Origin of the sequence: Streptomyces sp. NPDC057287 (assembly GCF_042667905.1) — a bacterium.
Classification (GTDB): domain Bacteria; phylum Actinomycetota; class Actinomycetes; order Streptomycetales; family Streptomycetaceae; genus Streptomyces.
Genome location: NZ_JBHUYV010000001.1, coordinates 289,907 through 308,910, shown reverse-complemented (window position 1 = coordinate 308,910; position 19,004 = coordinate 289,907). Strand labels below are relative to the sequence as shown.

The window sequence follows — 19,004 nt, the reverse complement described above, 5'->3', positions numbered from 1 at the left end:
GGACAAGAAGAACGCTATGCGCGCCGGCGCCGTCGCGGCCGGTACGACGCTGATGATGCTGCTCATGTCGTCCCCGGCGCTCGCGCTCACCCGCGACGACGGCGACGACCCGGGTCCGGGTCTGAACGTGATGGAGACCCTCGGCCTCTTCGTCGCGGCACCGATCGTCCTGTTCCTGGTCATCGCGGGACTCGTCATGGTCCTCGACAAGTCCAAGAAGCAGGCCTAGACAGCTGTTCTCCCGAGTGCGCCGCCGGTACGCAGTACCGCGCGGCGCATCGGCATGTCCGGTCGACCGGTAGGTTGCGGCCATGACCGAGTGGGACGTCAAGAAGCTCCGCATCCTGCGCACCCTGCGCGACCGGGGCACGGTCACGGCCACGGCCACGGCCCTTCTCATGACCCCGTCGGCCGTCTCGCAGCAGCTCAGCAACCTCGCCGGGCAGCTCGGTGTGCCGCTCCTGGAGCCACAGGGCCGCCGTGTCCGGCTTACCGACGCCGCGCATCTCGTGCTGCGCCACGCCGAGACGGTCTTCGCCCAGCTGGAGCGGGCCGACGCCGAGCTGACCGGCTATCTGCGGGGCGAGGCGGGCCAGGTGCGGGTCGGTGCCTTCTCGACGGCCGTGCCCGCCCTCGTCGTACCGGCCGTACGGCTCCTGCGGGCCGGGGACCGTCCGGGCCCCGAGGTGCGCGTCCGGGAGGCGGAGGCCGCCCAGGCGTACGAGCTCCTGTCCGCCGGGGACGTGGACCTCGCCCTCTCCCTGGCGGCGCACGCGCCGACCGCCCGGGACCCCCGCTTCACGCTGCTGCCGCTCCTGGCCGACCCGCTGGACGTCGCGCTCCCCCTGGACCACCGCCTCGCCCGCACGCCGGGCCTCCGGCTGGCCGATCTCGCCGCCGAACCCTGGATCTTCGGGGGCTCGGGCCCCTGGTCGGAGATCACGAGGGCCGCGTGCGACGCGGCCGGGTTCGTGCCCGAACAGGCGCACAGCGCTTCGGGATGGACCGCGATCCTGGCCATGGTGGAGGCCGGGATGGGTGTCGCGCTCGTCCCCCGGATGGCGTCCGCGGCGGACCGGTCGGGTGACGGGGTGGCCATGAGGGTCCTGGAGTCGGACCGCCCGCACCGCCATGTGGTGGCCGCCGTACGGCAGGGGGCGGAGCGGGGGCCGGCGGTGGCGCGCGTGCTGACGGCGCTCCAGCGGGTGGCGGGGGCCGGGGAGCACCGGAGCTGACCCCTGGCCGGGCTCCGCGGGGAGGCCGTCCGGGCCTCGGGCTCGACCGTTCAGGAGAACTGAAAGAACTGTACGGAAACTTTCGATGGACCTGACAGGTGTCTCTGGGTGACAGTCGTGTCATGACCGCCGACGCGAACGAGACCACATTCCAGGACACCGACCCCCACGCGAACGACGCGGCCCCTTACGGCGGGGGCGACCCCTACGCCGATTACCGTGCCGCCACCGGCCTTCCCTTCACCGACCTCGTCGACCTCGCGGACCGCCGCCTCGGCGCGGGCGTGATCGCCGCCAACGACGAGTTCTTCGCCGAGCGCGAGAACCTGCTGATCCGCGAACCCGCGGTCTTCGACCCCGAGCGCTTCGGCCACAAGGGCAAGATCATGGACGGCTGGGAGACCCGCCGCCGCCGCGGCGCCGACGCGGACCACCCCTTCCCCGCCCCCGAGGACCACGACTGGGCGATCATCCGCCTCGGCGCTCCCGGGATCATCCGGGGCATCGTCGTCGACACGGCCCACTTCCGCGGCAACTACCCCCAGCGCGTCTCCGTCCAGGCGGCAGCGGTCGAGGGCTCGCCGAGCCCCGAGCAGCTCCTCGCCGACGACGTGAAGTGGGAGGAGCTCGTCCCGCCGACGCCGGTACGCGGCCACGCGGCCAACGCCTTCGAGATCACCGGCGACCGCCGCTACACCCATCTGCGCCTCTGCCAGCACCCCGACGGCGGCATCGCCCGCCTCCGCGTGCACGGCGACGTCGTACCCGACCCGGCCTGGCTCGCGGCGCTGGGCACGGTCGACCTGATCTCGATCATGAACGGCGGTACCTACGAGGACGCCTCGGACCGCTTCTACTCCTCGCCGGCCCAGATCATCCTTCCCGGGACCTCCCGCAAGATGGACGACGGCTGGGAGAACCGCCGCCGCCGTGTCCGCGACACGAACGACTGGGTGCGCTTCCGCCTTCCCGCCCAGGGAGCGGTGCGCGCCGTCGAGATCGACACGGCCTACCTCAAGGGCAACGCGGCCGGCTGGATCAGCCTCCAGGGCCGCGACGGCGATTCGGGTGAGTGGTCCGAGATCGTCCCGCGCACCCGGCTCCAGCCGGACACGGTGCACCGCTTCCTCCTGGACGCCGAGGCCGTGGTCACCCACGTGCGCCTCGACGCCTTCCCCGACGGCGGAGTGGCCCGGATGCGGCTCCACGGCTCGCTGACGGACGCGGGTGCGGCCGAACTGCGCCGCCGCTACGAGGAGTCGGTGGCGTAACCCGCCACCTGCCAAGATCTCCGCCCGGCGGACGGCCGCGCTCCGGCGCCTGCCCGCCGGGCGGTTTCCATTTCGGCGACGCCGCGAGAGCGCTCCGAAGACACGGAGGGGGTGCCCCGCACGGGGCGCCCCCTCCGTCCGTACGCGGTACCGCTACGCGGTGGCCGCCGCGGCGTCCGCTGCCTGAGCCTTCAGCGCACGCTCCACGCCCGCCCGGGACTCCGACACCAGCCGGCGCAGGGCCGCACTCGGCTGCACCGCCCCGAGCCAGGCGTCCGTGGCGTCCAGGGTCTCCTGCGAGACGTGGAGGGACGGGTAGAGGCCCACGGCGATCTGCTGGGCCATCTCGTGGCTGCGCGAGTCCCAGACGTCCTTCACCGCCGTGAAGTACCGCTCCGCGTACGGAGCCAGCAGCTCACGCTGGTCGGTCTGCACGAAGCCGTCGATGACCGACTCCTGGAGGGAGTTCGGCAGCTTGTCCGACTCGACGACCGACGCCCACGCCTCGGCCTTCGCCTCCTCGGAGGGCTGGGCCGCGCGCGCCGACGCCGCGTGGCGCTCGCCGGCCGCCGTCCGGTCGCGCTCGTACTCGGCGGCGATCTCCTCCTCGTCGAGCAGACCGGTCGCGGCCAGGCGCTGCACGAACGCCCAGCGCAGCTCGGTGTCGACGGCCAGGCCCTCGATCTCCTGGGTGCCGTCCAGCAGCGACTGCAGCACGTCCAGGTGGAGCGGGCTGCGGGCCGTCGCCGCGAAGGCACGGGCCCAGGCCAGCTGGTGGTCGCTGCCCGGCTCCGCCGCGCGCAGGTGCGCCAGCGTCGCCTCGGTCCACTGGTTCAGACCCGCCTCGCGCCACTCCGGCGCGGCGTAGAGGTCCAGGGCCAGCTTCACCTGGCGGTGCAGCGACTGCACCACGCCGATGTCCGACTCCTTGCCGATCCCGGAGAGGACCAGCGCCAGGTAGTCGCGTGTGGCCAGCTCGCCGTCGCGCGTCATGTCCCAGGCCGAGGCCCAGCTCAGCGCGCGGGGCAGGGACTCGGCGAAGTCGCCCAGGTGCGCCGTGACGACCCGCAGCGACTCTTCGTCGAGGCGGACCTTCGCGTACGACAGGTCGTCGTCGTTGAGCAGGACGACCGCCGGGCGCGGCGTGCCGGACGGGAAGGGCACGGTGGTCCGCTCGCCGTCGACGTCCAGCTCGATCCGGTCCGTGCGGACCAGCTTCCCGGCCGCGTCGAGCTCGTAGCAGCCGATGGCGATCCGGTGCGGGCGCAGCGTCGGCTCGCCCTTCGCGCCGGCGGGGAGCGCGGGGGCCTCCTGCAGGACGGTGAACGAGGTGACGTGGCCGTGCTCGTCGGTCTCGATCTCCGGGCGGAGGATGTTGATCCCGGCCGTCTCCAGCCACGCCTTCGACCAGGTCTTCAGGTCACGGCCGGAGGTCTCCTCCAGCGCGCCCAGCAGGTCCGACAGGCGCGTGTTACCGAAGGCGTGCGCCTTGAAGTAGGCCTGCACGCCCTTGAAGAACGCGTCCTTGCCGACGTACGCCACGAGCTGCTTCAGGACCGAGGCGCCCTTCGCGTACGTGATCCCGTCGAAGTTCACCAGGACGTCGTCGAGGTCCTGGATGTCCGCCATGATCGGGTGCGTCGACGGCAGCTGGTCCTGGCGGTACGCCCACGTCTTCATGGAGTTCGCGAACGTCGTCCAGGAGTGCGGCCACTTCGAGCCCTCGGCGTCCGCCTGGCAGGCGATCGAGGTGTACGTGGCGAACGACTCGTTCAGCCAGAGGTCGTTCCACCACTCCATGGTGACGAGGTCGCCGAACCACATGTGGGCCAGCTCGTGGAGGATGGTCTCGGCCCGCGTCTCGTACGCCGCGTCCGTGACCTTGGAGCGGAAGACGTACTGGTCGCGGATGGTGACCGCACCGGCGTTCTCCATCGCGCCGGCGTTGAACTCCGGGACGAACAGCTGGTCGTACTTGGCGAACGGGTACGCGTAGTCGAACTTCTCCTGGAACCACTCGAAGCCCTGCCGCGTGACCGCGAAGATCGCGTCCGCGTCCAGGTACTCGGCGAGCGACGGGCGGCAGTAGATACCGAGCGGGACGGACTGGCCGTCCTTCTCGTAGCTGCTGTGCACCGCGTGGTACGGGCCGGCGATCAGGGCCGTGATGTAGGTGGAGACGCGCGGCGTCGGCTCGAAGGACCAGACGTCGTCCTTGGGCTCGGGCGTCGGCGAGTTGGAGATCACGGTCCAGCCCGACGGGGCCTTCACGGTGAACCGGAAGGTCGCCTTGAGGTCGGGCTGCTCGAAGCTGGCGAACACCCGGCGGGCATCCGGTACCTCGAACTGGGTGTACAGATATGCCTGTTCGTCGACCGGGTCCACGAAACGGTGCAGGCCCTCGCCCGTGTTCGTGTACGAGCAGTCGGCGACGACCTTGAGCTCGTTGGTGCCGGCGCGGAGGTGCTTCAGCGCGATCCGGGAGTCCCGGAAGACGGCGGCGATGTCGAGGTCCTTGCCGTTCAACACGACGTCGTGGACCGCCGGGGCGACCAGATCGATGAAGGTCTCGGCGCCGTCCTCGGCGGAGTCGAAGCGCACGGTGGTGACGGACCGGTAGGTGCCGCCCTCCTGCGCGCCGGAGAGGTCGAGATCGATCTCGTACGCGTCCACGGTCAGCAGGCGCGCCCGCTCCTGTGCCTCTTCGCGGGTCAGATTCGTGCCAGGCACGCGGTCATCTCCTTTGATGTGCGATGTTTTCGCCATCCTTCCACGCGGGGCGGGCCCAACGCGATGTCCGTTTTCCGCCGGACGGGCCCAGACACACGGGCCACCCTCGGAGCATGACCACTTACGAGGCGCTGCCCATCGGGCCGGACGCGCTGAAAGAGCTCCGCACGACCGACGACGCGGGCCGGCCCTGCGTCCCGTACACGGCGGCGGAGGGCGGCGATCCCCTGCGCTGCTGCCTGCGCGGAGCGGAGCCCGGGGAGAGGATCGCCCTGGTCTCCTACGCGCCGCTGCGGCGCTGGGCTGCGGCGACGTGGGCGCGCCCGGGGGCGTACGACGAGCAGGGGCCGGTCTTCGTCCACGCCGAGGAGTGCGAGGGCCCGGCGGAGGACCGGCCCGGCTACCCGTTCTCACGGGCGGGCGCCCTTCGCGCGGTCCGGCGCTACGACGTGGAGGGGCGCATCGTCGGCGGCAGGCTGCTGGAGATCCCGGCCGACGAGGAGCGGGGGTTCGACGAGGCCCTGACGGAGGCCTTCGCCGACCCGGAGGCGGTGCTCCTGCACGTACGGGCCGTGGAGTACGGGTGCTTCCACTTCGAGGTGCGAAGGGAGGGGCGCGTGAGGTAGCCACCCATTTCCTACCGTTGGTAGCATGGGTGGCATGAAGATCAGTGTGAGCTTGCCGCAGGAGGATGTCGCCTTCGTCGACGAGTACGCGGCGAAGACCGATGCGGATTCGCGGTCGGCGGTGATACACGCCGCCATCGAGCTGCTGCGCGATGCGGGGCTCGAAGCGGAGTACACCGAGGCCTTCGAGGAGTGGGACGCGAGCGAGGACGCCGCTCTCTGGGACCGCACGGTCGGGGACGGGATCGCCGGTGCGTAGAGGCGACATCCATCTGGTCGATCTGGAACCGGCCAGGGGGAGTGAGGCCAACAAGGTCAGACCGGCCGTGATCGTGTCGAACAACGCGGCCAACCAGTCGGTCGTGTCGAACGGGCGCGGTGTGGTCACCGTGGTGCCGCTGACGTCCAGCACCGCGCGCGTCCTCACCTTCCAGGCGCTTCTGCGGGCTTCGGAGAGCGGGCTGCCGAAGGACTCGAAGGTCCAGTGCGAACAGGTCCGCGCCGTTTCCCCGGACCGTGTGCTGAAACGCGTCGGCACCGTCCCCCGGCAGCGCATGAGTGAGATCGACGCCGCCCTGCGCAGGCACCTCGCGCTCTGAGGCGGGCAGGAGCACGCTGAAGGGCGGGCGCCGGGAACCCGGCGCCCGCCCTTTACGGGGGTGAAGGGCCTCAGCCCTTGAGCTCCGCCGCCACCAGCTCCGCGATCTGGACCGCGTTCAGCGCGGCGCCCTTGCGCAGGTTGTCGTTGGAGACGAACAGCGCGAGGCCGTGCTCGACGGTCTCGTCGTTCCGGATGCGGCCCACGTACGAGGCGTCCTTGCCGGCCGCCTGGAGCGGGGTCGGGATCTCGGAGAGCTCGACGCCCTCGGCGTCCTTCAGCAGCTCGTAGGCGCGCTCGACGCTGATCGGGCGGGCGAAGCGGGCGTTGATCTGGAGGGAGTGGCCGGAGAAGACCGGGACCCGGACGCAGGTGCCGGACACCTTGAGCTCCGGGATCTCCAGGATCTTGCGGGACTCGTTGCGGAGCTTCTGCTCCTCGTCGGTCTCGAAGGAGCCGTCGTCGACGATCGAGCCGGCGAGCGGCAGCACGTTGAAGGCGATGGGGCGCTTGTAGACGCCCGGCTCGGGGAAGTCGACCGCGCCGCCGTCGTGCGTCAGCTTGTCCGCGTCGGCGACGACCTTGGAGGCCTGGCCGTGCAGCTCCGCGACGCCCGCGACACCGGAGCCGGACACCGCCTGGTAGGTGGCGACCGTCAGCGCGTCGAGCTGCGCCTCGTCGTGCAGGGGACGCAGCACGGGCATGGCGGCCATCGTGGTGCAGTTCGGGTTGGCGATGATGCCCTTGGGGCGGTTCCTGATCGCGTGCGCGTTGACCTCGGAGACCACCAGCGGGACCTCGGGGTCCTTGCGCCAGGCGGAGGAGTTGTCGATCACCACGGCGCCCTGGGAGGCGACCTTCTCGGCCAGCGCCTTCGAGGTCGCGCCGCCCGCGGAGAACAGCACGATGTCCAGGCCGGTGTAGTCGGCGGTGGAGGCGTCCTCCACGGTGATGTCCTTGCCCTCGTACGTGAGGGTGGAGCCCGCGGAGCGCGCGGAGGCGAAGAGCCGCAGCTCGGCGACGGGGAACTTCCGCTCGGCCAGGATGCTGCGCATGACTGTGCCGACCTGACCGGTGGCGCCGACGATTCCGACCTTCACGAGAACTCCCTCACAGACGCGAACGGGCACGGTTGCCGGTCCATGATGTGTATGTCCCCGGCTTCCTTGTCCAATCCATTGTCCGGCAGGCGGACAGGCCGCGCGCAGCGCTGTGGGGCGGGTGCCCTTGCGAGCCCCCGCCCCACAGTGTTCCGGTGTCGTGCGGATCACACCGTCGCTACGGCTACGGCGTGACCTTCTCGATCACGACGCTGCCGGTGCCCGCCGCGGTGCCGCGGGCGTTCACGAGCTGGACCTCACCGAAGAACTGCCGGCCCTCGGGAGCGGCTCCGGCGACCACGACCTCGGCGCCGACCTGGGCGGACGCGCCGTTGACCAGGTTCACGGTCTTCGACTCGTCGACCTTGATCGCACCGAGCGACGGGGCGTAGTACACGTCCCGGTAGTCGTACTCGGTGGTCCCGGCCGGGACCGAGTAGCCGTCGATGACGACGGTGTACGTGCCCGCCGCCGGCTTCACCAGGCTGACCGACTCCTCCGAGCCGGCCGTCGTCGAGGCACCGACCTCGGTGTCGCCCTTGTAGACGTACAGGTCGATGTCGGCGTTGGCGTCCGAGGTGTTGCCGATGGCGACGTCCAGCTTCTCGACGCCCTCACCGATGGTGACCGTCCTGGTGTACTCGCCACCGGTCGAGATCGACGGGCGCTCGACGTCCGCCGAGCCCAGCGAGCCGCCCTTGAGCGAGCCCTTCAGGTCACCGGCGTTGTTGGTGACCGTCCAGTCCACCGCGGCCGGGGTGCCGATCTTCGCCTCGGCGATGGTCTGCACCGCCGGGTCGAAGGTGGCGCCCAGCAGCGAGACGTTCAGCTTGTACGGGTTGTCCAGCAGCGGCGACGTACGGCGCGACTCGACCTCGATCTCCCAGACGCCGGGCTGCGGGTCCTTGTAGGAGCGCGTGTCCGGGCGGCAGGTGTTGGCCGGGTTCTCGTAGTTCGGGTAGCAGTTGATCGTGGAGCTGTCCTCCACCGAGACCCCGTACGGGTGCAGGGAGATGAACCGCGTCTGGCTGCCCGAGCGCAGGGCGCTCAGCGCGACCTCGAGGGTCTTCGCACCCTCGGGGACGTTCACGAAGTACGACGTGGTGCCGTTGCGCTGCACCGAGCCGGTCGTGGAGAAGGCGTAACCGGGCTTCACCAGGTCCTTCGCGACGACCACCGTCGAGAGGATCTGCTGGTCGATGCCGGAGGTCTTCTTGTCGTCCAGCTGCAGGATCGCGCTGTGGACGCCGTCCGCGGCGGGCTTCGCCCTGACCTTGATCTTCACCGGGGTGTCGAGCGGCAGCGAGACGTACTCGGGGCTGCTCAGCCCGAACGTGCCGTCGTTGTTCTTCCACGACAGCTTGTGCTGGACGTCGCGGTCCGGGCCCGTGGTGCGGGTGACGGTGATGTCGTAGTACTTCGTCTGGCCGGCCTTCAGGCCGCCCTCACGGTCGTACAGCCCCGTACCGAAGCCCGGGTCCTTGAGCGCGAAGTCGATCGCGGTGTCGACCGGGGCCTTCACCGCGTACTCGTGCGCCGGGGTGCCCTGCTTCTCGATCTGCTTCCAGGCGCCGACGATGTTGATCAGACCGGAACCCTGGGCGTGCGCGGGCACGCCGTCGATGTGGGTGGCGGTGCTGGTCAGTGCGGTCCGCAGGTCGGCCGGCGGCAGCTCGATGTGCTTCTGCTTCGCGGCGGACAGCAGCAGCGCCGTCGCACCGGCGGCCTGCGGCGAGGACATCGAGGTGCCCTGCAGCATGGAGTAGCCGGCGGGGAGCGTGTAGCCCGACTCCTTGACCGGACCGCCCGGGAACCAGGTCTGCGTGGTGTTGATCGACGCACCCGGCGCCGTCAGGGTCGGCGTGAAGCCGCCGTCCTCACGCGGGCCGCGCGAGGAGAAGGGGAGCATGTCGTACTTCTTGGTGACGTTGGAGCCGTAGTTGGCGGCCCATGTCTCCTTGGAGATCGACGCGCCCACGGAGATGACGTGGTCGGCGAGGCCGGGGTCACCGATGGTGTTGACGCCCGGGCCCTCGTTGCCGGCCGAGATGACCAGCTGGACGCCGTAGATGTCGATGAGGCGCTTGTAGAGCTCGGCGCGCGCGTTGTTGCCGTCGTTGAGGGGCGGCAGGCCGCCGATCGACATGTTGACGACGTCGACACCGCGGTTGACGACGAGGTCGATCATGCCCTCGGTCAGCGCGATGTTGGTGCAGCCGCCGGACCAGGTGCAGGCACGCGAGGAGACGATCTTGGCGCCGGGCGCCGCGCCGTTCATCTTGCCGCCGAACAGGCCGTTGGCCGCGGTGATGCCCGCGACGTGCGTGCCGTGCTCGCTCTCGATGACGCCGATGTTGACGAAGTCGGCCTTGGCGCCGGCCGCGTTGTAGACGACGTCCTTGCGGGTCTCGACGACGAACGGGATGCGCTCGACGATCTGCGTCGCCGGGTTGTCCGTGCCGAAGTAGCCGACCTGGTGCTTGTCCTTGTACGGCTTGAGCACGGCTTCGTCGCCGAAGTCCGCGTCGTTGTCGAGGTCCACCCGCACGGTGCCGGCGACCGCGTCGTAGAGCACGGCCCACTGGTCGGTGGTGTCGCCGTCCCGGTTCAGGTCCCCGGCCATGTCGCCGCCCTTGGTGGCGGACTCGGAGAACAGCTGGATCTTGTAGGACCCCGCCGGCGCCGAGTAGGTGCGGCCCCCGATGGTGAACGTCGGGCCGGCCACGGAGGCCGTCATCGGCAGCCAGGTCTTGTCGGCGTCGTTGACCGGGTCCGTCGCCGTCACCCAGTCGACGATCTTGCGCTCGCCGGTGGTGGTCTTCTGCAGCGCGGGGTGGCCGAGGTCGACACCGGAGTCCAGGACGCCGATGGTGATCCCTCGGCCGTCGGCCTTCGGGTGCTGCTTCACGAAGTCGACCGCGCCCGTCTCGAAGGACGGGTTGTACGGGTTCCTGGCCGGGGTGTTCTTGCCCGGGGCCGCGTAACTGCCCGTGGCCTTCGGCTGCTTCGCCCCGGCGGCCCGGTCGCCCGCGGGCGTCGGGTCGTCCAGCTCGATCTCCTGCTTCAGATCGATGCCCTGGACGGAGGAGAGCTTCTGCGCCGCCTTGATGGTGGCCTCGGCGGCCGAGGTCGGCACGGTCGCCCGGACGTAGCCGAGCTTGTCGTACGTCTGCCCCAGCACGGACCCCTTGACGGCGTCCAGCTGTGCGGTGACCTGCTCGGTCGCACCAGGAGCGGTGGCGACCATCATCGTGATGTTCTTCTCGCCCTCGGCCTCGGCCTTCGCCAGCACATCGGCGTCGGCCTCGCCCAGCTTGTCGCCCTTCGCGCTCGTGGCGGCGGGCTTCACGGGCGAGGTCGCCGGGTCGTCGGCGGCGAAGACCGGGGCGGCGCCGGAGGCGGCCAGCGCGGCCGCCAGACCGGCCGCGGCGGCTATGCGTGCCGCGCGTCTCGTCCCGGGTATGGAGCTGGGGGATTCCTTGGTCATCAGCATCCCTGTTTTGTGAAAGAAAGAGAGAGTCCGGAATTCGGTACCCGATGACCGCTCAGCCTTTCGTAAAAGACAGGGTTTTGTGGAGAGTTGACGGTGATCAAACAGGTACATGGCGTAGATCCGCCACCGGTCCGATCGCGCCACTCACCGTGGCAGGACCACGACGTAGGCGGCCGGCTCGCGGTCCTCGGCCGCCATCATCGCCGTGCGCAGCACCACCGACAGCTGTGCCGTCGACTCGCGCAGTTGCTTCGGCGACACCCGCACCACCGTGACCCCGAGCCGCTCCAGGTGCTCCCGCTCCGCGGCGAAGACCACGTGCTCCTCCCGGGGCGAGCGGGTGCCCAGTTCGAGGGCGACCGCCTGCTCGGGCCAGTACGCGTCCACGCCGCCCAGGGAGCTGCTGCCGGGCAGGGCCAGCTCCACGTTCCACAGCGGCTGGGGCAGGCCGTGGGTGCGCACCATCTCGTACAGCCTGCCCTCCGCCACCGCCCGGCCCTCGACGAGGAGCGCCTCGACGGCGTCCACCACATGTGCGCGGCCCAGCAGCCTGGCGGCGTTCAGCTCCCGCACCACGGCCGCGGGGTCGCAGTGCCCGCCGCGCACCGCCTCCGTCAGGATGCGGCGCACCGTCGAGGCGTCCGTGAGCGCGGCCACCGCGTCGGCCAGCGCGCGCTCCACCGGAGCCAGCGGCACCCCGAGCCGGCGCAGCGGCCGGGGCAGGGCCGCGGACCGGGTCACCTGGACGAAGCGGGTGGAGCGCAGCCGCCTCGTGCGGGGCACGAGCACGTCGATCCGGTGCAGCGCGATCATCGGGGGCGCCGAGGCGAAGCCGTACAGGGCCAGGGCGGCCAGGCCCGTCACCATGGCCTCGCCGTAGCCGGGTCCGGACTGCGCGGGCACGGTCCGCCGGGCGCCGGCCGGGGGACGTCCGGCGTACAGCAGCGCGCCGCGCACCCGGTCGTCGTCGGTCGGCGGTTCCGGGTGCAGGAGGTACACGCCGGGGAGCAGCTGCTGCCAGGTTCCGCCGGGCAGGCACTGTGCGGCGGTCTGCGCGGCGGTCACGCCGCGGGCGCGCAACTGCGAGGCGGACTGCACGCGGTGGCTCACTTCGTGGACGGGGCGCGGGGAGAGCGGGGCGTTCTTGGTCATGCCGGGCAGGTTCCCGCACGTCCGGGGTGCGCTAACCCGTGTTACACGTCCGTCGACAATCCAGGACAACGCCGTCCTAAAGCACGGCAGTTCGAATGCCGAAAAGAGTGGTCGCGCCGGGATCTCACGCCCCCGCGTCGCGCGCCTGCCCCCGGAGCGCGCGCGCCAGGTCGTCCCGCGCCTCCAGGACCAGCCGTCGCAGCGCCGGTGCGGCGTCCGGGTGCGAGCTCAGCCACGCGTCCGTCGCGGTGAGCGTGGCGGGGTCGTCCTGCAGCCCGGGGAACAGGCCCTTGACGACGTCCATGCCGATCTGGATGGAACGCTCGGCCCACACACGCTCGATCGCCTCGAAGTACGACGCCGTGTACGGGGCCAGCAGCTCCCGCTGGGAGGGCTGCTCGAAGCCGGCGATCGTCGCGCCGACGAGGGCGTTGGACAGCTTGTCCGACTCCACCACCAGCGCCCAGGCCTGCGCCTTGACCTCGGCCGAGGGGCGTGAGGCCAGACACCGCACGTGGTGCCGCTTCCCGGACGCGGTGTCGTCGCGGGCCAGTTCGGCGTCCACGGCGGCCTCGTCGGCCTTCCCGTGCGAGACGAGAGGGGAGAGCAGCGCCCAGCGGAGCTCCTGGTCGATGTCCAGGCCGTCGATCACGGACGAGCCGTCGAGCAGCCCGCCCAGCAGCCCGAAGTCCGCGTCCGACACCGCGACGGCGGCGAAGAACCTGGCCCACGTCAGCTGGTGCTGGCTGCCCGGCTCCGCACGCCGCAGCTCCGCCAGCGCGCCCTCGGCCAGCGCACGGCCGCCCTCCTCGCGCCAGGCGGGCGCGGCGTAGTGCACGAGCGCCGACTGCGCCCAGGCGTGCAGCATCTGCAGGACGCCGATGTCCGACTCACGGCCGGCGGACGACAGCACGAGGGACACGAAGTCCCGGGCGGGCAGCAGCGCGTCCCGGGTCAGGTTCCAGAGCGCGGACCAGCACAGTGCCCGGGCCAGGGGGTCGGTGATGTCACCGAGGTGTGCGCGCAGGGTGGCCAGGGACACCTCGTCGAAGCGGACCTTGCAGTACGTCAGGTCGTCGTCGTTGACCAGGACCAGGTCGGGCCGCTCGGACCCGGCCAGCTCCGCGACCACGGTGCGCTCGCCGGCGACATCCGTCTCGGCGCGGGCGTACCGCACCAGCTCGCCCCCGGGGGAGAGCCGGTACAGGCCCACGGCGACCCGGTGCGGCCGCAGCTCCGGGTGGGAGGCGGCGGCCTCCTGGGTCACGGCGAGCTCCGCGATCCGCCCCTCCCCGTCGTACGTCACCACGGGCGTCAGGACGTTGACCCCGGCCGTCTGGAGCCATGCGCGCGACCAGGTCGTCATGTCGCGCCCGGAGGTCTCGGCCAGCACCGAGAGGAGGTCGCCCAGCTGCGTGTTGCCGAACGCGTGCTGCTTGAAGTAGCGGCGCGCGCCCTCCAGGAACGCGTCCCGCCCCACGTACGCGACGAGCTGCTTCAGCACCGAGGCGCCCTTGGCGTACGTGATGCCGTCGAAGTTCAGCTTGGCGTCCTCCAGGTCACGGATGTCGGCCGTGATCGGGTGCGTCGAGGGCAGCTGGTCGGCGCGGTAGGCCCAGGCCTTGCGGTTGTTGGCGAAGGTGATCCAGCCGTTGGTGAAGCGCGTCGCTTCCACCATCGAGAACGTCCCCATGAAGTCGGCGAAGGACTCCTTCAGCCACAGGTCGTCCCACCACTGCATGGTGACGAGATCGCCGAACCACATGTGCGCCATCTCGTGCAGGATCACGTTGGCGCGGCGCTCGTACGAGGCCGAGGTGACCTTGCCGCGGTAGATGTACTCCTCGCGGAAGGTGACGAGGCCCGGGTTCTCCATGGCACCGAGGTTGTACTCGGGCACGAACGCCTGGTCGTACTTGCCGAAGGGGTACGGGTAGTCGAAGTGGTCGTGGAAGAAGTCCAGGCCCTGCTTGGTGATCAGGAAGACGTCGTCCGCGTCGAAGTACCGCGCGAGCCCCTTCCGGCACATCGCGCCGAGCGGGACCTCCAGCTTCGAACCGTCGTCGAACGTGCGCGTGTAGCTGTCGCTCACGTAGTGGTACGGGCCCGCGACGACCGCCGTGATGTACGTCGAGATCGGCAGCGTCTCCGCGAACCGGTGGACCCCGCCCTCCTGCGACTCCTCCGCGCCGTTGCTCCAGACCCGCCAGCCCTCGGGCGCCGTCACCCGGAAGCGGTAGGGAGCCTTGAGGTCGGGCTGCTCGAAGTTGGCGAAGACGCGCCGCGCGTCGGCCGGCTCGTACTGCGTGTAGAGGTAGACCTCGCCGTCCTCCGGGTCGACGAAGCGGTGCATGCCCTCGCCGGTCCGGCTGTAGGCACACTGCGCGTCGACCACCAGGACGTTCTCGCCGCCGGCGAGGTCCTCCAGCGCGATCCGGGTCCCGTCGAAGACGGCCGAGGGGTCCAGTTCCCTGCCGTTCAGGCTCACCGCGGTCACGGAGGGGGCCAGCAGATCGGCGAAGGTCGACGCCCCGGAACGGGCGGCGCGGAAGCGGATCGTGGTCTGCGAGCGGAAGGTGCGCGGACCGGCCTCGTCGCCCCCGTCGGGCTCACCGACGGCGGAGCGGAGGTCGAGGACGACCTCGTAACCGTCGACGGTCAGCAGCTCGGCCCTCTCGCGGGCCTCGTCGCGGGACAGGTTCTCACCGGGCACGGAGCACTCCTTTGTGTCTCGTTCGAAGACTTTTGATCCTCCCATGCGCCTCCGGGAGGCGGCGCCCGGGAATGGGCGGAGGGCCCGGTGGTGTTCCGACACTCAGGTGCCAGACCGACCTCATGAGGAGAGACATGCCCGAGAACAGCACGGCCGGCGGCAAGGTCCCGGCCGACTTCTGGTTCGACCCGCTCTGTCCCTGGGCCTGGATGACCTCCCGCTGGATGCTGGAGGTGGAGAAGGTCCGTGACGTCGAGGTGCGCTGGCACGTGATGAGCCTGGCGGTGCTCAACGAGCCCAGGCTCGACGAGCTGCCCGAGGAGTACCAGGACATGATGCGCACCCAGGCCTGGGCGCCCGTCCGTGTCGTGGTCGCCGCCCAGCAGAAGCACGGCGACGACGTCGTCGGCCCGCTCTACACGGCCCTCGGCACCCGCATCCACAACAACGGCGAGGGCCCCACCCGTGAGGCGATCGCGGGCGCGCTGGCGGATGTCGGCCTGCCCGCCGAGCTCCTGGAGTACGCCGACTCCGACGCGTACGACAAGGAGCTGCGCGCCTCCCACCAGGAGGGCATCGACAAGGTCGGCCAGGACGTCGGCACCCCGGTCATCGCGGTGCCCGGCGCCGACGGCGAGCAGATCGCCTTCTTCGGCCCGGTCGTCACTCCCGCCCCGAAGGGCGAGGACGCGGCGAAGCTCTGGGACGGCACGCTGCTGGTGGCGTCGATCCCCGGCTTCTACGAGATCAAGAGGACCCGTACGCAGGGTCCCGTCTTCGACTGACCGGCCCGGCCGGTGCGGGCTCCGGAACAGGGGCCCCGCCGGCCGGCCCCGGGCGGGTCAGCGGGCGCGGCGGATGCGGATCGGACCGCGGGCCTCCGCCGGCTCGACGGGGTGGCCGCCCTGGGTGATCTCCACCTCGCCGGCCGTGACCAGGCGCCGGGCCGCGCGGCGGGCCGGTTCCATCAGCGCCCGCCAGCCGTCGTCGTCCCCTCCGTACACGGCCCGTGCGGCGTCCGAGGGGCAGATCGTCGCGGCAGGCCCCCGGCGCTCCAGCAGATCCAGGATGGTCCGCTCCAGGCGCCGGTCCGTCCGCCGGCCGTGGTCCGTCACCCCGCCAGTCTCGCACCGGCCACCGCGGGCGACCACGCGGAAGCCGCCCGCCCGCCGGATGGCGATCATGTTTCACGTGCGGCCCGGGTCTTGCCGAAAAGATGAACATCGTTCAGGATCTGCCCATGCCAGCGGCCGGTTCGGATCACCACGCGGCCCCGCCCCTCCCGCCCACCGTGCGGATCGGCTACGGGCTCGGCTCGCTCTGCACGGGCACCTTCGCGACCGTGCCGGGCCTGATCCTGCTCTACTACCTCACCGACGTCCTCGCCGTGCCGGCCGCCGTCGCGGGAGCCGCCGTCTTCCTGCCCAAGGCCTGGGACGTCCTGATCAACCCGCTGGTCGGCGCCGTCTCCGACCGCAGCCGGCTGCGCGGCGGACCGCGCAGGCCGTTCCTGCTGATCGGCGCGTGCACCCTGCCGCCGCTCTTCGCGCTGATCTTCGCCGCACCGCCGCTGCGGGGAGCCCCCGCGGCCGGTTACGTCGCCGTCCTGTTCCTGCTCGCCGCGACCGCGTACGCCGTCTTCCAGGTGCCGTACGTGACCATGCCGGCCGAGATGACCGAGGACCCGCACGAGCGCGGGCGGATCCTCGGCTGGCGGGTGGGGTTCCTGGGCGTCGCCATCCTGCTCTCCGGCGCGCTGGCCCCCGCGATCGCGCACGCCGAGGGCGACACCCCGGAGAGCTACCGGCTGATGGGCGCCGTCGTCGCGGTGCTGCTGGCCTTCGGCATGTTCGGGGCCTGGGCCGCCACCCGCCGCGCCCCGGCCGCCGTCCGGAGCGAGGCCGAGCCGTCCCTCCGGGCCCAGCTCGCCGCGGCCCGCTCCAGCAGGCCCTTCCTGTACCTGGCCGGAATGTGGTCGCTCCAGGCCCTCGCCATCGGCGTGATGCTCGCGGGCGTCCAGTACTTCGCCACCTACACGCTCGGCTCCCCGGGCGCGGTCACCCCGCTGTTCGCCTGCCTGATCGGCCCCCTGGTCCTCTTCATGCCGCTGTGGAACCGGCTGGCCCGCCGCAAGGGCGTGACGTACGCCCAGTGGTGCGCGACCCTGCTCTACACGGCCGGGGCGGTGCTCCTCGCCTTCACCGGGGTCGTGGGTCCCGCCGTCGGCTACGCGGCGGTCGTCCTCGTCGGAATCGCCTACGCCGGGCTGCAGCTGCTCCCCCTGACGATGCTCGCGGACACCCTGGCCGCCGACGCCGTCGCCACCGGCAGGCGCAGGGCCGCCACCTTCACCGGGCTGTGGACCGCGGCCGAGACCCTCGCCTTCGCCCTGGGCGCCGGGGTGTTCGCCCTCGTCCTCGCCCTGACCGGCTTCCGCTCCTCCGACGCCACGCACCACGTGCGTCAGCCGGACGCGGCACTGACGGGGATCACCGCCGGGATGAGCGTGCTGCCCGCCGTCCTCGCCGCGGCGAGCCTCCTGCTGCTCCACCGCTACCGCCGGACCCCGACCGTCTCCCGTCCCCTCCAGGAAGAGCCCGCCCGTGCCGACTGACCCCGCCCTGCCCGACGGCCGCCCCGCCACCGAGGTGCTCGCCGAGCTGCGTGCCCTGCGCGAGGCGGACGCGCCCACCCGCGGAGGCCGGACCTTCGCCTACGTCTACGACGCGGGGCTGGAGGGCCTCGACGAGCTCGCGGCGGAGGCCTACACCGCGTTCGCGACGGTCAACGGACTCGACCCCACGGTCTTCCCGAGCGTGGCCCGGCTGGAGAACGACGTGGTCGGCGCGGTCGCCGCGCTGCTCGGCGCCCCCGGCGCCCAGGGGACGTTCACCAGCGGCGGCACGGAGAGCATCCTGCTCGCCGTCAAGGCCGCACGCGACCACGCCAGGACGGTGCGCGGGATCACCGATCCCCAGCTGGTGCTGCCGTCCACCGCCCACGCCGCCTTCCACAAGGCCGCCGCGTACCTGGGTGTGGAGGCGGTCGTCGTCCCCGTCGACCCGGTCACCTTCCGCGCCGACGCCCCGGCCATGGCCGCCGCGCTCACCGGCCGCACCGCGCTGGTGGTCGCCTCCACTCCCTCGTACGCCCACGGAGTGATCGACCCCGTCGCCGAGATCGCCGCGGCGGCCGCCGCACGTGGCGTGCTCTGCCACGTGGACGCCTGCATCGGCGGCTGGATCCTGCCCTACCTGCGGCGCGCGGGGCGTCCGGTCGAGCCCTTCGACCTCTCCGTGCCCGGGGTCACCTCCCTCTCGGTGGACCTGCACAAGTACGCGTACGCCGACAAGGGCGCGTCCGTGGTCCTCTACCGCGACGCGGAGCTCCGCCGCCACCAGTACTTCGCGCACGCCGGCTGGCCCGGCTACCCGGTCGTCAACCCGACGGTGCAGGGCACCAAGTCCGGCGGTCTGCTGGCCCAGGCGTGGGCGGTCCTCCAGTACGTCGGCGAGGAGGGCTACACCGCACTCGCGGGCCGGGTCGCCGAGGCCTCCGACCGGCTGCTCGCGGGGCTGCGGTCCCTCGACGGCGTGCGGGTGCTCGGCGACCCCGCGGCCGGGCTCGTCGCCTTCACCGTCGCCCGGGAGGAGGCGGGCGCCCCCGATCTCGGCCTGCTCCTCCACCTCGCCGACGAGATGCGCGAGCTCGGCTGGTACCTCCAGCCGCAGCTCTCCTTCGACGGCCTCCCGCCCAACCTCCACCTCACGCTCACCCCGGCGACGGTCGGCCAGGTCGACGCCCTGCTCGGCGACCTCGCGACCGCGCTGACGAAGGCCCGCGGCCTGGAGCCGGTGACGGTGGACCCGGAGCTCGCCGCGTTCGCCTCCGAGCTCGACCCGGGCACCCTGGGGCCGGACGAGGTCGCCGGTGTCCTCGCCTTCGCCGGCCTCGGCGAGGGCGCCGGGCTGCCCGGCCGGATGGCGCCCGTCCTCGTCCTGCTCGACGCCCTGCCCGGAGCCCTCAAGGAACGGCTGCTCTCCGAGTTCATCGGTTCCGTCTTCCGCGTCCCGTAGCCGTCCGCCG

Annotated in this window: 15 protein-coding genes; 9 read left to right on the top strand and 6 right to left on the bottom strand. The window is 71.6% G+C overall.

Features of this window, described 5'->3' with window-relative positions:
- Positions 1 to 16: 16 nt before the first annotated feature.
- From ACFUNE_RS01395 to alc, 3 genes are all read left to right on the top strand, one after another.
- Positions 17 to 229: a hypothetical protein gene (locus ACFUNE_RS01395; RefSeq protein ID WP_329238607.1), complete on the top strand. Its 213-nt coding sequence runs from the start codon at positions 17 to 19 to the stop codon at positions 227 to 229.
- 82 nt (positions 230 to 311) lie between these two features.
- The gene (locus ACFUNE_RS01390; RefSeq protein WP_383560972.1) at positions 312 to 1,235 is read left to right on the top strand and encodes a LysR substrate-binding domain-containing protein; all 924 of its coding nucleotides are present in this window, start codon (positions 312 to 314) and stop codon (positions 1,233 to 1,235) included.
- 122 nt (positions 1,236 to 1,357) lie between these two features.
- On the top strand, positions 1,358 to 2,506 hold the full coding sequence (gene alc / locus ACFUNE_RS01385; protein WP_383560970.1) for an allantoicase: 1,149 nt from the start codon (positions 1,358 to 1,360) through the stop codon (positions 2,504 to 2,506).
- 153 nt (positions 2,507 to 2,659) lie between these two features.
- Here the strand turns inward: alc and pepN (ACFUNE_RS01380) are convergent, their stop codons facing one another.
- Complete coding sequence (pepN, locus tag ACFUNE_RS01380) at positions 2,660 to 5,236, bottom strand: aminopeptidase N (protein ID WP_383560968.1); 2,577 nt, start codon at positions 5,234 to 5,236, stop codon at positions 2,660 to 2,662.
- A 113-nt stretch (positions 5,237 to 5,349) separates the two neighbouring features.
- On the opposite strand from pepN (ACFUNE_RS01380), the gene ACFUNE_RS01375 reads away from it, so the two are divergent.
- From ACFUNE_RS01375 to ACFUNE_RS01365, 3 genes are read left to right on the top strand one after another with little or no spacing between them, the layout of a single operon-like run.
- Positions 5,350 to 5,862: a DUF1203 domain-containing protein gene (locus tag ACFUNE_RS01375; RefSeq protein WP_383560966.1), complete on the top strand. Its 513-nt coding sequence runs from the start codon at positions 5,350 to 5,352 to the stop codon at positions 5,860 to 5,862.
- A 34-nt stretch (positions 5,863 to 5,896) separates the two neighbouring features.
- Positions 5,897 to 6,121 carry a ribbon-helix-helix domain-containing protein gene (locus ACFUNE_RS01370; protein WP_383560964.1) on the top strand — a complete coding sequence of 75 codons (225 nt, stop codon included), beginning with the start codon at positions 5,897 to 5,899 and terminating at the stop codon, positions 6,119 to 6,121.
- A complete protein-coding gene (locus ACFUNE_RS01365) occupies positions 6,114 to 6,461 on the top strand; it encodes a type II toxin-antitoxin system PemK/MazF family toxin (RefSeq protein ID WP_383560962.1) in 348 nt (115 codons plus the stop codon). The genes ACFUNE_RS01370 and ACFUNE_RS01365 overlap by 8 nt, the downstream gene beginning before the upstream one ends.
- Before the next feature lie 70 nt (positions 6,462 to 6,531).
- Here the strand turns inward: ACFUNE_RS01365 and ACFUNE_RS01360 are convergent, their stop codons facing one another.
- The 4 genes from ACFUNE_RS01360 to pepN (ACFUNE_RS01345) form a co-directional block, all read right to left on the bottom strand.
- Complete coding sequence (locus ACFUNE_RS01360; protein ID WP_383560960.1) at positions 6,532 to 7,560, bottom strand: aspartate-semialdehyde dehydrogenase; 1,029 nt, start codon at positions 7,558 to 7,560, stop codon at positions 6,532 to 6,534.
- A gap of 184 nt (positions 7,561 to 7,744) precedes the next feature.
- On the bottom strand, positions 7,745 to 11,053 hold the full coding sequence (locus ACFUNE_RS01355) for a S8 family serine peptidase (protein WP_383560958.1): 3,309 nt from the start codon (positions 11,051 to 11,053) through the stop codon (positions 7,745 to 7,747).
- 144 nt (positions 11,054 to 11,197) lie between these two features.
- Positions 11,198 to 12,205: a hypothetical protein gene (locus ACFUNE_RS01350; protein WP_383560956.1), complete on the bottom strand. Its 1,008-nt coding sequence runs from the start codon at positions 12,203 to 12,205 to the stop codon at positions 11,198 to 11,200.
- Between the two features lie 124 nt (positions 12,206 to 12,329).
- A complete protein-coding gene (gene pepN, locus ACFUNE_RS01345; protein ID WP_383560954.1) occupies positions 12,330 to 14,918 on the bottom strand; it encodes an aminopeptidase N in 2,589 nt (862 codons plus the stop codon).
- A gap of 134 nt (positions 14,919 to 15,052) precedes the next feature.
- On the opposite strand from pepN (ACFUNE_RS01345), the gene ACFUNE_RS01340 reads away from it, so the two are divergent.
- Positions 15,053 to 15,703 carry a DsbA family protein gene (locus tag ACFUNE_RS01340; RefSeq protein ID WP_383560952.1) on the top strand — a complete coding sequence of 217 codons (651 nt, stop codon included), beginning with the start codon at positions 15,053 to 15,055 and terminating at the stop codon, positions 15,701 to 15,703.
- A gap of 57 nt (positions 15,704 to 15,760) precedes the next feature.
- Here ACFUNE_RS01340 and ACFUNE_RS01335 read toward each other — a convergent pair whose 3' ends face one another.
- Entirely contained in the window at positions 15,761 to 16,033 is a 273-nt protein-coding gene (locus tag ACFUNE_RS01335; RefSeq protein WP_383560950.1) for a DUF3253 domain-containing protein, read from the bottom strand.
- 125 nt (positions 16,034 to 16,158) lie between these two features.
- Here ACFUNE_RS01335 and ACFUNE_RS01330 point away from each other — a divergent pair, with 125 nt between their 5' ends.
- Together ACFUNE_RS01330 and ACFUNE_RS01325 are read left to right on the top strand one after the other, a co-directional pair.
- The gene (locus ACFUNE_RS01330) at positions 16,159 to 17,532 is read left to right on the top strand and encodes an MFS transporter (RefSeq protein WP_383560948.1); all 1,374 of its coding nucleotides are present in this window, start codon (positions 16,159 to 16,161) and stop codon (positions 17,530 to 17,532) included.
- Positions 17,522 to 18,994 carry a pyridoxal phosphate-dependent decarboxylase family protein gene (locus ACFUNE_RS01325; protein WP_383560946.1) on the top strand — a complete coding sequence of 491 codons (1,473 nt, stop codon included), beginning with the start codon at positions 17,522 to 17,524 and terminating at the stop codon, positions 18,992 to 18,994. The genes ACFUNE_RS01330 and ACFUNE_RS01325 overlap by 11 nt, the downstream gene beginning before the upstream one ends.
- Positions 18,995 to 19,004 lie beyond the last annotated feature (10 nt).

Coding starts and splice junctions, on each gene's coding strand:
- ACFUNE_RS01390 (WP_383560972.1), top strand. CDS start 312: ATGACCGAGTGGGACGTCAAGAAGCTCCGCATCCTGCGCACCCTGCGC.
- ACFUNE_RS01330 (WP_383560948.1), top strand. CDS start 16,159: ATGCCAGCGGCCGGTTCGGATCACCACGCGGCCCCGCCCCTCCCGCCC.
- ACFUNE_RS01355 (WP_383560958.1), bottom strand. CDS start 11,053: ATGCTGATGACCAAGGAATCCCCCAGCTCCATACCCGGGACGAGACGC.
- ACFUNE_RS01340 (WP_383560952.1), top strand. CDS start 15,053: ATGCCCGAGAACAGCACGGCCGGCGGCAAGGTCCCGGCCGACTTCTGG.
- ACFUNE_RS01350 (WP_383560956.1), bottom strand. CDS start 12,205: ATGACCAAGAACGCCCCGCTCTCCCCGCGCCCCGTCCACGAAGTGAGC.
- alc (WP_383560970.1), top strand. CDS start 1,358: ATGACCGCCGACGCGAACGAGACCACATTCCAGGACACCGACCCCCAC.
- ACFUNE_RS01370 (WP_383560964.1), top strand. CDS start 5,897: ATGAAGATCAGTGTGAGCTTGCCGCAGGAGGATGTCGCCTTCGTCGAC.
- ACFUNE_RS01395 (WP_329238607.1), top strand. CDS start 17: ATGCGCGCCGGCGCCGTCGCGGCCGGTACGACGCTGATGATGCTGCTC.
- ACFUNE_RS01375 (WP_383560966.1), top strand. CDS start 5,350: ATGACCACTTACGAGGCGCTGCCCATCGGGCCGGACGCGCTGAAAGAG.